This window comes from Streptomyces sp. 8N706, from assembly GCF_052245415.1.
Taxonomy (GTDB): domain Bacteria; phylum Actinomycetota; class Actinomycetes; order Streptomycetales; family Streptomycetaceae; genus Streptomyces.
This window is the reverse complement of the sequence record NZ_JBQQBW010000001.1, coordinates 193,946-208,991: the sequence shown is the minus strand read 5'-3', so window position 1 is coordinate 208,991 and position 15,046 is coordinate 193,946. Positions and strand designations below refer to the sequence as shown.

The following is a 15,046-nucleotide window of genomic DNA, read 5'->3' as shown; positions in this document are numbered from 1 at the left end:
TCAGGCGCCGCGCACCACCTCCGCACCACTTGGGCCCTCTTCCGGCTGGTCAGAGCCCTTCTTCCGCGCGGCCCGGACTGAGTGCTGGTCGATCAGCGCAGCGGCGAGCAACTCCCGCATGCGTTCTGTGTCCTGCGGCGCGCTCAAGCCGCGCTTGGGCAGTACCAGCACTCCGGCGCCCCATACATCTGGGGTGAGGAGCACGAAGACCCGGCGACCCTCGACGCAGCGCCCGTAGAACTCCCAACCTGTGTGGTTCGTATGGCGCTCGGAGACAGTGCCGATCCCTGATGGGTCGACCGTGACGCGATGTTCGCCCAGATGCCTGGCGTACCCGAGCAAGCCCAGAGCCATCAGCCAGCGGAACGCGATCATGATGACGATGACGGTCACAGTGAACCGCAATACCCCCAGGGCAGGGGAGTCGATGCCCTTGGCCGCAACGTTGATCGCGATCACCACGCCGAGGAAGATGCCCACGACCCACAGGACGCGATAAGCCCACCGGCCAACCGGACTGTGCCGCATCTGAAGTTTCAATCCGTCGGATATCTCCCGCAGTGTCACCGTGTACGTGAACTGCACGGATACGTCGGCGGTCATACGTCCTCCCCAGAGCTGATGGGGCAAGGGATCGTACTGGTAGGCGAGCAACGGCTACTCATCCCACCGCAGCCAGATGGCAAATCTCGGTGAGACCTGCGGCCCAGACACTTCGGGGGCCGCCGGGAACGCCCTACCTCCTGGTCCTAAAGCACGAAGGCCCTGGTTGGGGATCATGCCCCTGACCTGGACCGATTCGGGCCCTGCGCACCACCTTCGCACTACCTGACCATTCTGTCCCGCTGGTGCAACGGAATGACGCTCAGCGCCACAGCCGCTGCCGCGGATCATGCCGACGGTCGCCTGACTCTCGTTTGTCGCAGCAGGGCACGGGTAACCGGCGTCGATGAAGACGAGTCTGCATGCTCAGGCGATCATTGCCTCCATGCGGCTGACGCGGCGCAAGCGAACGTTCGCCGACGTCGGGAAGCTGCACGAGAGTCTCGCGGCGAGGCAGCGGCCAGATGACGCGGTGCCGCCTGCCTCTGTGCGTAACCACGTGGTGGTGGAGCGCGAAGAAATCCTCGGTAGGCCGACGTACACGCTACGGCCGCGCGGGGCATCATCCTCGCGCCACATCCTCTATCTCCACGGCGGTGCCTATGTGCACCAGATTCAAACTGACCACTGGTCGTTTCTGGCCCGGCTCGTCACGCGTACCGGATGCTCGGCCACGGCGCCGCTGTATCCGCTCGCGCCGAGCCACCGCTACGACGAGACCATCGCCATGGTCCAGTCCGCGTACAAGGAAAAGCTCGGACGCATGCGGCCCGAGGACCAGATCGTGATGGGTGACTCAGCCGGTGGGGCACTCGCCTTGGTCCTTGCCGCGTCCCTGCGCGATGAGGGACGTCCGCAGCCCAAGGAGATTGTGCTGCTGTCGCCGTGGCTGGACATCTCCATGAGCGGCTCGGCCCAGGAGGCCTATGACAAGCACGACCCGTACCTGGGCATCCCCGGGCTGCTCGAGGCCGGCCGACTTTACGCAGGCTCCTTGGAGCCCACCAATCCTCTGGTCAGCCCCCTCAACGGCAACGTGCACGGCCTCGGCACGCTGACCTTGTTCGTGGGCACCCGCGATGTGCTGCTTTCCGATGCCCGCCGTTTTCGGATCAAAGCCGACTCAGCCGGTGTGCCGCTGGAGTATTGGGAGTATCCCGGTATGTTCCACGTTTGGATGATCTCGAAAATTCCCGAGGCGAAGAGGGCCACGGCGCGGATCGCGGAACTGGTCACCCGAGAAGGCACTTGACAGGGGCCGCCACTTCGCGCTCCGTGGTGACGGCCTCGAGCAGCGGCTCACAAACCTGCCCAATCCGCGGGCTAGCCAGCCACCTTGTTCCCCACGACCTTCAATGAGCTGACGAAGAGGCCAGAACGTGCTTCTCTGCCGGAGCCTACACAGCTGCAGCAGTTGTGGTTCGCCGGACACTTGAGAGTGTCAAGGCCGGGAAGTCCCTGGAGGCCGAACCGGAGATCCTCCTTTATGCCGTAGAGAACGGGGATGCCTGCCCGTTCACACCTCCCCGGGTCCGGGTCCCGCGTCGAGCAAGACCAGGGGGCCACTCGGACACATTGCGGGCAGAGGACAAGCCTGCCCGAGTAGCCGGCAAGCGTACGGCCCCCTGATCGTGCTCGACCCCAGACCGGGCAGGCCACCGCCCGAACCCGCTCCGCCGACCTCTGGTGTTCCCCACTGCAACAGGTGTCATCGCGACCGTGGTACGTGCTCGATAGCACCTGTACGCATGGGAGCTCACCATCGCGGCCAGGTCAGTAGCAGGGGAATTCCCTCAGGGCCACGGAGGAGACCTCGTTGTCGAGGGTGTACAGACCGAGGTCGTAAACGTGGGTGTGCGGAGGCACTTCGAGGCAGGTCCCCGGGTCGCTCCATGTCGGGAAGTGCCGGTAGAGGTAGATGGGTTCGTCCAGGTTGTTGACGACGGAGCCGGCCCTGTCGGCGGCGCCCTGTGTCCCGAGGTCGGTGACGGGGGACTTGAAGATCCAGATCTGGCCGTCGGCGTGGCGGATGTTGAAGCCGCGGTGGTCGTAGAGGCAGTAGAACTTCTGCGGGCACTCATCGATGCCTTGCCCGGCGCCGACGGCCCGTGCGGTTGGAGCGCTGGTGGGCGAGGCGGAGGCGGTCGAGGTGAGCCCCGCGGTGAGTGCGATCGCCGAAACGAGGCTGACAACGGCGGTGATGAAGCGACGCATGATTTCCTCCTCGGTGGAGCCAATGAAGCAACCAGGTGACTACCCAGAGGCATTGCCTGAATGCGTGCCGTAGTTGGTCGGGCGGTAGTAAAGCGGCGCAATCACGACATCTTCGGAAGCCTCTTTCGCTCGGGGCGCACTGCTGCCACGCCGTCAGGCCCATGTGCCGCCCGTCCGGGCCGTCCCTGGGCAGTCCGAGGCCGGCCACCAATGATCTCCGGCGGGATCCCCGGAGGGTCGCGCCCGAACAGCCGACTCCGAGGGCGAGAGATCAAATACTTGACCGCCCACGTACAACCATTCGCGCACCCACGGTGTCGTATGGGCGGAGCCCCACGCTCCACTTCCGTCCCCTGAGACTGGAGCAGTTTTGCGCGTACGTACTTTGGCCCTTGCCGTGACTGTCGCCGCCGCGGCGTCCGCGGGCCTGTCCCTGACCCTCGCCCCCAAGGCGAGCGCCGTCACCGCCACGGCCGACGACTTCAACGGCGACGGGGTCGCCGACCTCGTCGTGGCCACCCCCGGAGCCCCCGTCGGCGGATACACCGACGCCGGCTCGGTCACCGTCCTCTACGGCTCCACCAACGGGGTGTCCCCCGCCCGTTCGGCGACCGTCACCCAGAACTCCACTGGCGTCCCCGACGCCGCCGAAACCGGGGACCGCTTCGGCAGCACCTACGCCACCGGCGACCTCGACGCCGACGGCTACACCGACCTCGTCGTCGGCGCGCCCGGCGATCAGGTGGGCTCCGGCGGTTCCTTCGGCGCCCTCACCGTCCTGTGGGGCGGCGCGAACGGCCTGACCAACGGCGGCATCCAGATCGCCAGCCCGCTCGCCGACAGCGCCTGGGAGGCCGAGAAGGACTTCGGCAAGGAGATCGAGATTGCCGACCTGGACGGCGACGGCACCCCGCAGCTCGCCGCCCTCAGCCGCAACAAGCTGTGGGTGTACGACGACCTCACCGGCCGCACCGCCCCGGAAGGAGCGAAGTACTCCGAGTACTTCAACGCCTACATCGAACCCCGCACCCTGACCGCGGGCGACTTCACCGGCGCCGGGCGCGCCCAGCTCACCATCACGGGCCCGAAGAGCTGCGACGGCACCACGGACTGCCAGCACACCGCCGTCTACAGCTGGGGCACCGAGCGGCTCGACTGGGTCACCGTCGCCGACCCGGGCGCCGGCTCCGCCGGTGAGAACGAGGCCCCCACCGTCTCGGCCGCCGCCGGGGACATCGACCACGACGGGTACACCGACCTGGTCACCGGCCACATCCCGGCGTCGTCGAGCGCGGCAGGCGAGTACTCGGACGCCGCGGGCTTCGTCCATGTCCGCTACGGCAGCGCGGACGGCCTCGGCGCCCACCGCACCGCCACGCTCGACCAGGACACCTCGGGCGTCCCGGGCGTGAACGAGTCCGGCGACAACTTCGGCGCGTCGGTCGCGGTCGGGGATGTCACGGGCGACGGATACGCGGATGTCGCGGTCGGCGTGCCGGGCGAGACCGTCAGCGGCGTGACGCAGACCGGCGAAGCGGTCCTGCTCAAGGGCACGGCCACCGGCCTCACCGGCACCGGCGCCCAGGCATTCCACCAGGCCACCAGTGGTGTGCCCGGCGCTTCGGAGGCGTACGACTGGTTCGGCTCCGACGTGCGGATCGCGGACGTCGACGGCAACGGCATGGAGGACGTCGCGATCGCCGCGAAGGGTGAGGACGTCTTCTCCGGGTCGACACGCGACGGTGCCGACTGGGTGCTGCGCGGCTCGGCGTCCGGTCTGACGGCGACCAACGCCACCTCGTACAGCGAGAAGTCCTTCGGATTCACCTACCAGAACAGCGAGTTCGGCTCGGTTCTGGGCGACTGACCCTCCCCGAAGACCTCGGGCACCCCCTTCGTGTGACCTCTCGCACCCATGGGAGCTGACCACGTCCGCCCGCCATCCCGTCGCGTCCTGTGCTGTGTCGCCCTGCTCGCGGGCGCGGGGCACGGGTTTGCGACTCGGATGGCGGCGCGGACGGCCCGCAAGGCGGTGAGGGCCGGGGCTCGCTCCGACAGTCCCAACGTGCCGAGCGGAGCGATGACAGCCCGTTGGGTTCCTTCTCGGCGAACCCGTCGACGTGGCGTGACGCAACTCCCGACATTTGCGACGGCATATCCGGAATGCGAGAGCCGCCGCCAAGGAGTCCACACGAAAGCATCACAAGGTCTACGCGTCACCTTCGGCCTGTGCCGTTAACGTTGCTGCCCGCTCGATCCCGCGTGCGAACGTGAACAGGTCGTCGGCGCCCCTGGCGGCGCAGTAAGCACAGAAAGATCCAGATGGACTACTGCTTGTCGTGCCGCCGGAACCTCAATGGGGCGCTCGTGTGTCCAGGGTGCGGGGATTACGCTCCGGACATAGCCCCGCCTGCCCACCACCACAGCACGACGGCGGCTACCACGACGTCGGATCCATGGCGTGCAGCGGAAGGCCCCGCTTCGGGGTCCCGCCACGGCACTCATCACGCCGGTGCAGCGTCGATCGGCAGTGGAGCATCCGAGGACACGACGGCGGATGCGTCGGGTGCCGTTCTGTCCAGCGGCTCCGAAGGCGCCGACCCTTCCGGGCAGGGACGGGCGGCTCGCCGTCGGCAGCTGGCACGTTGGAAGAAGCAACGGCGTCGGGCCGTGGTCGCAACGGCCGTTGCCCTCGTCGGCGGTGGTCTGACTGCCGCGGTGCTGCAGAACAGGCCTTCCCCCAGCCACACACACGAGGCCTCGGCGCCGGAGCCGGAGAGCGTGACCCCGCCCAGGACGGCGACGGCCGCCCCGTCATCCGAACAGCCGGACACCCGGGCTTCGCGGCATCCCGGCTCTCGCCCAGGAACGGCACCCGGCGGGCAGCAGAACACCACCGTTGCCACGCCTCCCCCTGTCGCGACGAGCCGGCAGTCGAACTCCACCGCCACGGCCCAGCCTCTCGCGTCCCCCAGCGCGACGCCGCACACCACACCCACGGTGGCCAAGAGGACGCAAGCCGACAACGACAACGCAGCACCGGAGACGACCGCGCCCGCTTCCACCGGACACTCCGACGCAGGCACATCACCTGTGCGCCCCGCGCCGACCACGCCGGCGGCCGAGCCGACATCACCGACGGGTGTGTGCCTGCTGGGAGTTGTGTGCGTCGACTGATGGCTCCGCTGCCATCGCACACCGACGTCTGCTCGCACTGACGGGGGCACGGCAAGGAAGGATGCCCTCCGGCCGCAGGCGAGGGCAGCGGTCACGGGCCGACCTTTCGGACATTGGGGAACAGCAGGGCCCGATCAGCCAGGTCGACCCGGACAACGGCGTTTCACACAAGCAAGCGAAGACAGAGGTTCCTCCGGCCGGGGCATGCGGCCCGAGCACGCGTGTCGACATGACGCCGCAGGAGAGCCCGTAACGCCGGTGTGCCCCATCCGTACGGCGCATCCTCACGAGGAGAAGCCGACCCCGTACTCGTCACGACCGCACAGGAAGTCATCAGGCGGCTCCGACGCGCAGCACGTCGTACGGGCAGCAAAGAACACGATCAATGCCGCCGCGAGTCGGGGTAGGCGTTCACCCGGAGTATGGGCCGATCTTCATCAGGATGTCGTCCGGCGTTGGGGATGAGGGCCCAGCCTTGGGGGCGCTCCACTCCTGGAGATCTTTGTTCGTCGTCCAGGTGTTGCACAGCGCACCTTCCGCCCCGCCCGGAGGCCCGATGTCCCCACGCGTTGTCCGTCGCTCCGTCTCCGTCGGACTGCCCCTCGCCCTGCTCGCCGCCATCGCGGTGGCCGGCACCGCCACCGGCGCGACCGGGAGCACCGACACCGCCGGGAGCAACGGCGCCCCCACGACCGGCCCCCGGATCACCGGCACCGCCACCCTCCCGGACATTCCGCTCGGCGCATTCAGCAACGCCCTGCTGCCGGGCACCGTTGCGGACGACCGCGGCGTGGACCTCGGCGGCATCGGAAGTGACCTCTACCCCGCCACACGCGAGGGCGAGTTCTGGACGGTGACCGACCGCGGGCCCAACGGCCAGATCACGGTGGACGGCAAGAAGCGCCGTACCTTCCCGGTGCCGGGCTTCGACCCGGCCATCGTGAAAGTGCGCGCGTCCAAGGGCACCCTGGAGGTCGTCGACGCCCTCCCGATCACCACCTCCTCCGGCGCCCCGGTCACCGGGCTGCCGAACCAGCAGGCACGAGACGAGGCCCCGTACACCTACGACGCGCGGACCCCGCTTCCCTACAACCCCAACGGCCTCGACACCGAGGGCATCGTGCGGGCCGCCGACGGGAGCTTCTGGCTCGTCGACGAGTACGGACCCTCGCTGGTGCACACCTCCGGCACCGGGCGCGTACTGGCCCGCTACGTGCCCGAGGGCCTGAACCTGACCGGTGCGGACTACCCGGTCATCGAGGCGCTGCCCGGCATCCTGCGGCAGCGCAAGGTCAACCGCGGTTTCGAGGGCCTCGCACTGCTCCCCGGCGGCGATCTGGTACTCGCTGTGCAGAGCCCACTGCCGGTGCCCGGCACGGAGGCAGGCGAGTCCTCGCTGACAGCCCGGCTGCTGCGCTTCTCACCGAAGAAGCAGGCGGTGACGGCGGAGTACGCCTACCGCTTCGACCCGGTGAATGTCGTCGACCCGGGTGAGACCGACCCGTCGGAGCTGAAGATCTCCTCGGTGGTCGCGGTGGGCCGCGACCAGGTGCTGATCGAGGAGCGCACCGACCGCGCGGCGCGGCTCCAAGCCGTCGAACTGCGGCCGGACAACAGCATCCTGGGCAGTCCCTGGGACGACCAGGCGACCTCGCCCTCGCTGGAGCAGCTCGCGGACCCCGCCGCCTCCGGGGTGCCGGTGCTGCGCAAGGAGCTCGTGGTCGACCTCGGCACGATCAAGGGCGTCCCCGGCAAGATCGAGGGCATCGCGCTTGCGGGCCGGCGCACACTGGCCCTGATCAACGACAACGACTTCGGCATGACGGACGGCACCCAGGCCTTCGACGAGCAAGGCCGACTGGTGGACAGCGGCGTCGAGAGCACGATCACCTACGTCGGACTGCCGAAGCCACTGGGACGCTGACCCACCCGCGGCGGCCTCGGGGAAGTGCTCCGAAGGTTGGGTGAGAGCACACTGGGGAATCCTGCTCGCCCAGCAGGTGGTTCACCTCGCCCTCGGCGAGCCTCCCTCCCGACCGGGCGAGGCAGCCTGGCGGGTGGTCTGGGCACATGAGCTCAGCGGCCGTCCCGCCGGGGCTTCGAGACGAAGGGGCGCACCCAGCCGTCGGCCAGGCAGTGCTGCACCGGGTGCGCACCCGAACGGCCGGTGAGCCACGGTCAGGGCGTTTCTCCGCGCACCAGTCAAGGCGCCCCGATCCTGCTCGCCGCGCGCCCTGGCGCACCCCGCCGGGGCCGACGGTCCTCATGGGGACGTGAGGCGTTGAGGGCGGTCGGCTCCGCGCCCACTGAGGCACATGGCCTGACACGGAGGGGAGTTCGGGGCCGGGAAAACTGGGCAGGATGCTGCGGGCTGCTGGTGCGGCTGGGGGGCGAGTCATGAGGGGGCCAGGAGTGCAGGATCTCACCGAGGACATACGAGAGCGGCTGGCGACCACGGCCGTCTGGTTCGTTGCGACCACATGCCCGGACGGGGCGCCCCACGTGAGTCCCGTGTGGGTCGATCTGGACGGGGACCACCCCTGGTTCAACACCTCCGTGGGCAGGGTCAAGTTACGGAATCTGCGCCATGACCCGCGGGTGTGCCTCTCCCACCACGCCGACCCCTTCGACCGCGTCCAGATCCACGGCCGCGTCGCCCGCTTCGTCGAGGGCCCTCAGGCGGAGCGCGACATGGACCGGCTCGCGCACAAGTACCTGGGCACGCCGTATGAGTGGCTGCTGCCCGAGGAGCGGCGGGTGACGGTGTTGATCGAGCCCCTGCGCGTGCGCCGTATCGTCGGCGTCGAGCCCTTCGGACGGCGGTGAACAGCGAGTCGGGCGGGAGCAGCACGGCCGCCGGAGCTTCGAAGGCGTCGCCGGGAGCGCCCGCTGACTCGGTCGGGGTCAGGGCCGGCGAGGTGGGCTTCGGCCACCTCGCAGAAGGCGGTGACCAGGCGGCTGCGGGATGACGTCCGGCAGGAACTCGGGACGCGGCCCGTCCTGTGTGCCGACTTCACGCCTCTGAACTGCGGCGTTGCGCCATCGATCGGATTGCGGGAGCCGATCTGCGCCCTGAGCCCGCCGCTCCACCGAGCAGCCCTGGCCTGCGGGCCGTCGGCGGTCCGACCGGTTCAGGAAGGCGCGCCTGTCAGGACCTCCACCCGCCCGGTGTCGAGCGAGTAGTAGGCGCCGACCACGGCAAGGGCACCCTTCCTCACCAGCGGGCCGAGGTCCTGGTTGAAGCGCAGGTCGTCCGCGGTCAGCTGGATCTGGGCACGGATCATCGTCTCGACCGGGTCAGCACCGCCTTTCTTGACTGCCTGTTCGTACGCCGGACGCAGAGCCTTGGCGATCGCCTGCAGGTTGCCCGGCAGTGTTGTGCCGGCGCGCGTCGCCTTGTAGGTCGCCTCGACGGCACCGCAGCGCTGATGCCCGAGTACGACGATCAGCGGGGTACCACCCGTCATGGGCCCGTACTCGACGGAACCGGTGACCACCGGGCCGACCGCCTGGGCGCCCGTGCGCATCACGTAGAGGTCGCCGAGCCCGGTGTCGAAGAGGAGCTCAGGCGGTACTCGGGAGTCGATGCACGAGAGGACAGCCCCGTAAGGTTCCTGTTTCTCGGCCACCAGCTGACGCCGGTTGGGGTCCCGGTCCGGATGCTGGAGGTCTCCGCTCACCCAACGCTTGTTGCCGTCCATCAGTCTCGCGAAGGCTGCCTTCGGCGTGACCGGCCGCGCATCCCGCGGGGAAGTCGTCGCGCCCGGGGAGGCGCTGGTCGATGAGCAGCCCGAGAGCACGCCTGCGGCGACCGCGAGGCCACCGGCAAGCAGATCCCTACGAGGCGGGCGTCCTGTGCTGTCCATCAATGGTCCCCTCCGGGCCGCCGAGACCCGTCCGTACGTCTTGACCATGGCGACTATTCAGCGTGATGCGGTGGTCCGGCGGCAGACACAGACAGGCGTGGGCTCCTTTACCACCGACGGCCCACAGAAGTGATGTGGGCAGCTTGTGGAAAGATCTGGCCTCGCAGCGTTGCCACCCGGGGCTTTGGAGTGCCGGTGGATCAGTGGGGCCCGCTCGCTGAACTGGGCCCTCGCTGAACTGGGCTCGCTCGCTGAACCGACCGGCGCGAACCATGAGGTGCTTGAGCCGGGCACCGGTGCCCGCCGCCAAGGGTGACCCGCCGGAACCCCGGTCAGGCGTGGGGCCTGCTTTTGAGACCAGGTGGTCTGGAGCAGGCCCCTTCCGTCGTCGGACTGCGGCCATTGGCCAGGCCTCAGCCCGCCTTGGTCGCCGGCGACGATCCTGCGCACGAAGGCGGTGACACCCGGATGAGCAGGCGTCGTCCGGCTGCTTATAGTTAGCCCTTCAACTGCTCCGCCGTGCCACTCCGGCGGATGCCTCCTTTTCACTCCGTGGGGGAGATAGATGCGCAGACGCGCAGTTTTCGCCGTACTCGCCGCTGGTGCCGCGCTGGGCGGCTTGACCGTCCCTGCCGCGCAGGCGGACGAGACGGTCGGCGACATCCGGATCACCAACGTCGTCGTCAACGGCGGCAAGAGCATCGTGGTCGACGCAGCCGACAAGACGATCACGGTTTCGATGACCGCCACCGACCCGTCGGGCATCTGGGACGCCGATTTCTACCTGTGGCGGGGCCCGGACGGCACCGACCCCTATGACAACGCCGACGGCTACATCGTGCCGAACGAGGACACCACACCCGCGGACTGCGTCGCCTCCAGCGCTACCACGTCCACCTGCTCAAAGACGTTCACCTTCGAACCGGACGCATGGCTCACCAACGCCGACGCCGGCACGTGGAAGGTCGGTGTCCAGGCATTCGCCAACGACGACAGCCGGGCCGAGCGGTGGGCCTACACCACCACCCGCCTCCAGCGCCACTCCAAGCTGACCGTCAACGCGAGCCCGGAGCCGATCGCCAAGGGCGGGACGCTCACCATCACCGGCAAGCTCACCCGGGCCAACTGGGACACGCTCGACTACCGGGGCTACACCAACCAGCCGGTCAAGCTCCAGTACCGCAAGGCGGGCACCACCACCTACACCACCGTCAAGACCGTGTACTCCTCCAGTACCGGTGACCTGAAGACCACGGCCACCGCGTCCGAGGACGTCTACTGGCGCTGGAACTTCGCCGGCACCTCCACCACCCCGGCCGCCACGGCGACCGGGGACGTCGTGGACGTGCAGTAACCCCACGCCGTTCCAGAGGGCTCACATACGCTCGGGCCGCCGGTCACCACGACCGGCGGCCCGTTCCGTACCCCGGCGACGCGCCTCCGCACTCCACCCGAGCGGAGGCAGATGGGTCACCACACGTCGACGACCGCACAGCACCGCCGAACGTTGGCGTGGCCCATCCGTGCGCCCGCTCTCTCCTAGAGGTTGTCGCCCCAGCCGCCCTGGATCATGGTCTGGAACGCCCACTCGCCATCCCGCCTGAGCAGAATGTCGGCGTAGCGGAGTTGCTGGGTCCGGCCCTCCATCGTCATGGCCGAGTCCGTGAAGACCACGGCCATGGAGGGCGAGAGGAAGACGGGCGTCCGCGTGGACTCGAACGTGATGCTTTCGCTCCCGTCACCCATCACATGCGTCATCGTCGCGACGAACTGCTCGCGGTCCCACTGCGCCGAACGACCGTTGCCCGCCGCATCGTCACTGACGAGATTGAGAGGGAACACCGCCATGTCGGCCATGCGCTCGACGTTGCGCTTCGCGCTCTGCACGTCGTACTCCGCGAACCACGCGTCCAGGCTCGCGCGGTCCTCGGCGGTCGGGACGTACCCGGTGTCGGGCAGAAAGGTCACGCAGGCTCCTCAGGATTTCGACGCACGCTCATCAAGTTTGACTACTCGCTAAAAGGTATGCCACTGGAGCTGCACTAGCTAGTCAAACTTTAATAGTCGTGATCTGGGCCACTCGCCCCCACCGGGGGGCCGAGCGGGCCGTCGAGCGCTGGATGCCTCCTCGGACGTCAGCCGTCCATGACAGCTGGTGCCGCGCTTCTACGACCCGAGGGACGGGGCCGTGCGTCTCGACGGCATGCTTCGGCACACCGCCCGTTGTGGCCTTCCTGCGGGACAACATCACGGTGCTGCCGCAGAAGACGTTGATCATCCACGACACCATCCGCGAGAACATCGCCTGCGGTCACCCACGCCGCGACCGACGAGGAGACCGTGCGCGCCCCGCAGCGCCGCCGCCCACGACTTCGTCGCCGCCCTGCCCGACGGATACGACACCCGTATCGACGGACGAGGCTCAAGGGCCCGTGACGCCGTCGATGCTCTCCCTGAGCAGATCCGCATGGCCGTTGTGGCGGGCGTACTCCTCGATCATGTGGACCAGGATCCAGCGCAGCGAAACACTTTGGTCGCCTACGTGCGCGGCCTCCTGCTCCGACAGCTTCCCGGAGTCGTCCAGCGAAGAGGCGGCGATCAGGTCACGGCTCAGTGCGACCTCCGCGCGCCAGACGGCCAGCGCCTCGTCGATGCCGCGGTCGGGGGCGAGCGCGAAGCCGTTCCCCTCCCCCACCTCGTAGACGAGTGGCACGTCCTGGCCCGCGAACACCCTCTGGAACCACTGGCGTTCCACCTCCGCCATGTGCTGGACAAGGCCCAGCAACGTCATGGATGACGGTGACACCGAGGCCAGGCGTACCTGACGGTCGTCCAGCCCATTGCACTTCAGCGCGAGCGTGGCACGGTGAAAGTCCAACCAAGCCTCCAGCATGACGCGTTCACCAGCGTGCGGCGGCGGTACGTGGCGCCCGTCCGGTGTCGTCGGCATGAAAGCAAGCCTTGCACAGGCCAACGGGTAACGGCAGGTGGCGAACGTCGCCCTGGGTCATGCAGGAGTACGGGAATACGGCGTGATCCGCCGGACAGAATCGGAGCCCCCAAGGCCCGCACGCCGCGCACCACGCGCGGCGTCTGCGCCGCCGAACACAACTCCACCGGAGACGGCGGCCCTTGGCCGGACTACAGTGTGAAAGATCGCGCGACGTCAATGAGTGGGGGGACTGTCATGGCATTGTTCGGAAACGCGCACACCGTCGATCCGGCGGCGGCGCAGGAGGAGTACGCGCGGCTGCTGGGCCAGGGCGAGCAGGTGTACGCCGCGTACCTGTTGATACGCGACACCCTGCTCTTCACCGACCGTCGGCTCATCCTCGTCGACAAGCAGGGGATCACCGGCAAGAAGGTGGAGTACCACTCCATTCCCTATCGGAGCATCACGCATTTCGCGGTGGAGACCGCCGGTACCTTCGACCTCGACGCGGAGCTCAAGGTCTGGATTTCGGGCACCCCCGCCCCGGTCCAGAAGACCTTCACCAAGGGCGTCGACATCTACGAGGTGCAGGCCATCCTGACGCAGTTCGTTGCGCGGTAGTCGTCCGGAGCGGACGGTCGCCGTGCCGGGCCCGTGCCCAAGGGGCCGGGAAGTCGCTGCCGACGAGGGGTACTGAGCATGTCACCACGGCGAAAGGCCCGGTCATGGGCCCGGAGCCCTTTTCGTCGTCGGGGGCTCTCCCCGCATGGCTCGGTCCGCGGTACGCGTCCGTCTCCGGGCGGGTACCCGCCGTAAGGAACGCGGTGACCGTACATCGCGCTATCCCCTGCCTCTGCGAAAGGCGATTGTGGACAAGGTCCTGATAACCGCTGACCGCGTCATCGCCGGACCCGCGGTCCGAGTGATCGGCGACGGTGCTGTGCTCCTGGACTCCGGCGTGATCACCGCTGTCGGTACCGCGGCCGAGTTGGACACCTCGGTGGATCCGGGGGTCGCCCGCTTACGGTGTCCCGGGGCGACCGTCATGCCTGGTCTGATCGACTGCCATGTCCATCTCGCCTTCGACGCGGGCCCGGACCCGATCGGTGCGGTGACCCACGCCGCGCCGGACGAACTCGCCGCCGCCATGGGGCGCCGCGCCGAGCAGCTGACGGCCGCGGGCGTGACGACCGTACGAGATCTCGGTGACCGCGACGCGCTCACCGTGACGTTACGTGCGGCCATCGAGTCCGGGGCGACGCGCGGGCCACGGCTGGTCGTCGCGACCGCGCCGTTGACCTCGCGCGGTGGCCATTGCGGATTCCTCGGTGGTGAAGTGACCACCGACGACGACATCCGCGTACGGATTGCCCGCAACGCCGCGGCCGGAGCCGACCTGATCAAGGTGATGGCCTCCGGTGGCGCGCTCACCCCGAGTGGCCCGCGTATGTGGGAGTCGCAGTTCACTCCGGACCAGCTGCGCCTGATCGTCGAGGAGGCCGACCGCTACGGGCTGCCGGTGGCCGCGCACGCCCACGGCACCGATGCCATTGCCCACTGCGTGGCCGCCGGTGTCCGGACTCTCGAACACTGTTCCTGGCGCACGGCGGACGGCACCGTCCACGACCTGGAGGTCACGCGCCGGATTGTCGAGAACGACATAGCCGTCTGCCGCTGCGTCTCGGGCGACTGGCGGCTCTTCCTCGAGCAGTTGGGCCCCCAGCGGGCGGACGCGATGACCGAGGTCATCCGGACGATGCGGGAGGCCGGTGTCCGGTTCATCGCCGGGACCGACGCCGGTGTTCCGGGAGCGCGGTTCGGCGACTACGTCGGGATGCTCGAATTCTTCGGCTCGCTTGGTTTCAGCCATGCCGAAATCCTGGACATGGCCACCGTCAATTCCGCCCATGCCCTCGGTCTGACCGACACCGGCGCCCTGGCCCCCGGTATGCGCGCCGACCTGATTGTTGTCGACGGTGACCCCCGGACCGAATGGGACGCCCTGCGCCGGATCCGGCACGTCTTCACGGCAGGCCGCCCCCTCACCCTGTGAAAGGGCGCCTCACACACAGCAGTTCTCGGGTCCGGGCACGTCGCGCCACCCTCGGGAACTGTCACGGGACTCTGCTTCGGTTCGCTCATGTGCCGAGACGGGTAGGGGAATGTCCACTTCATCGACGCATCGGGGCTTGGGGCGTGCATGTTCCGGAGCGCCCGTGTTCAGCGGGCGCCCGTGTTCACCCGTGTTCAGGGG

The 15,046-nt window shown here is 68.5% G+C and carries 13 protein-coding genes; 8 read left to right on the top strand and 5 right to left on the bottom strand.

Annotated features, from left to right (window positions below; genetic code table 11):
- Entirely contained in the window at window positions 1-603 is a 603-nt protein-coding gene (locus ACTWQE_RS00960; RefSeq protein ID WP_443326816.1) for a YcxB family protein, read from the bottom strand.
- A 346-nt stretch (window positions 604-949) separates the two neighbouring features.
- Here ACTWQE_RS00960 and ACTWQE_RS00955 point away from each other — a divergent pair, with 346 nt between their 5' ends.
- On the top strand, window positions 950-1,855 hold the full coding sequence (locus tag ACTWQE_RS00955; protein ID WP_443326815.1) for an alpha/beta hydrolase fold domain-containing protein: 906 nt from the start codon (window positions 950-952) through the stop codon (window positions 1,853-1,855).
- 521 nt (window positions 1,856-2,376) lie between these two features.
- Here the strand turns inward: ACTWQE_RS00955 and ACTWQE_RS00950 are convergent.
- Window positions 2,377-2,817: a peptidase inhibitor family I36 protein gene (locus ACTWQE_RS00950; RefSeq protein ID WP_443326814.1), complete on the bottom strand. Its 441-nt coding sequence runs from the start codon at window positions 2,815-2,817 to the stop codon at window positions 2,377-2,379.
- 397 nt (window positions 2,818-3,214) lie between these two features.
- On the opposite strand from ACTWQE_RS00950, the gene ACTWQE_RS00945 reads away from it, so the two are divergent.
- The 4 genes from ACTWQE_RS00945 (at window position 3,215) to ACTWQE_RS00930 (ending at window position 8,820) form a co-directional block, all read left to right on the top strand.
- Window positions 3,215-4,684 carry an FG-GAP repeat protein gene (locus tag ACTWQE_RS00945; RefSeq protein ID WP_443326813.1) on the top strand — a complete coding sequence of 490 codons (1,470 nt, stop codon included), beginning with the start codon at window positions 3,215-3,217 and terminating at the stop codon, window positions 4,682-4,684.
- 455 nt (window positions 4,685-5,139) lie between these two features.
- Window positions 5,140-5,994: an SCO2400 family protein gene (locus ACTWQE_RS00940; RefSeq protein WP_443326812.1), complete on the top strand. Its 855-nt coding sequence runs from the start codon at window positions 5,140-5,142 to the stop codon at window positions 5,992-5,994.
- Window positions 5,995-6,550: 556 nt separating this feature from the next.
- Window positions 6,551-7,918 (top strand): esterase-like activity of phytase family protein, encoded by a 1,368-nt coding sequence (locus ACTWQE_RS00935; protein ID WP_443326811.1) that lies wholly within the window; start codon window positions 6,551-6,553, stop codon window positions 7,916-7,918.
- 488 nt (window positions 7,919-8,406) lie between these two features.
- The gene (locus ACTWQE_RS00930; protein ID WP_443326810.1) at window positions 8,407-8,820 is read left to right on the top strand and encodes a TIGR03618 family F420-dependent PPOX class oxidoreductase; all 414 of its coding nucleotides are present in this window, start codon (window positions 8,407-8,409) and stop codon (window positions 8,818-8,820) included.
- Between the two features lie 305 nt (window positions 8,821-9,125).
- Here the strand turns inward: ACTWQE_RS00930 and ACTWQE_RS00925 are convergent, their stop codons facing one another.
- Complete coding sequence (locus ACTWQE_RS00925) at window positions 9,126-9,860, bottom strand: carbonic anhydrase (protein ID WP_443326809.1); 735 nt, start codon at window positions 9,858-9,860, stop codon at window positions 9,126-9,128.
- Between the two features lie 565 nt (window positions 9,861-10,425).
- Here ACTWQE_RS00925 and ACTWQE_RS00920 point away from each other — a divergent pair.
- Entirely contained in the window at window positions 10,426-11,214 is a 789-nt protein-coding gene (locus tag ACTWQE_RS00920; protein ID WP_443326808.1) for a DUF5707 domain-containing protein, read from the top strand.
- Window positions 11,215-11,399: 185 nt separating this feature from the next.
- On the opposite strand, the gene ACTWQE_RS00915 is transcribed toward ACTWQE_RS00920, so the two are convergent.
- Together ACTWQE_RS00915 and ACTWQE_RS00910 are read right to left on the bottom strand one after the other, a co-directional pair.
- Window positions 11,400-11,828 (bottom strand): nuclear transport factor 2 family protein, encoded by a 429-nt coding sequence (locus tag ACTWQE_RS00915; protein WP_443326807.1) that lies wholly within the window; start codon window positions 11,826-11,828, stop codon window positions 11,400-11,402.
- Window positions 11,829-12,282: 454 nt separating this feature from the next.
- Window positions 12,283-12,810: a DinB family protein gene (locus ACTWQE_RS00910; RefSeq protein ID WP_443326806.1), complete on the bottom strand. Its 528-nt coding sequence runs from the start codon at window positions 12,808-12,810 to the stop codon at window positions 12,283-12,285.
- A 237-nt stretch (window positions 12,811-13,047) separates the two neighbouring features.
- Here ACTWQE_RS00910 and ACTWQE_RS00905 point away from each other — a divergent pair, with 237 nt between their 5' ends.
- Window positions 13,048-13,413, top strand: coding sequence for a PH domain-containing protein (locus ACTWQE_RS00905; protein WP_443326805.1), 366 nt, complete (start codon window positions 13,048-13,050; stop codon window positions 13,411-13,413).
- A 247-nt stretch (window positions 13,414-13,660) separates the two neighbouring features.
- Window positions 13,661-14,845: an amidohydrolase family protein gene (locus tag ACTWQE_RS00900; protein WP_443326804.1), complete on the top strand. Its 1,185-nt coding sequence runs from the start codon at window positions 13,661-13,663 to the stop codon at window positions 14,843-14,845.
- Window positions 14,846-15,046 lie beyond the last annotated feature (201 nt).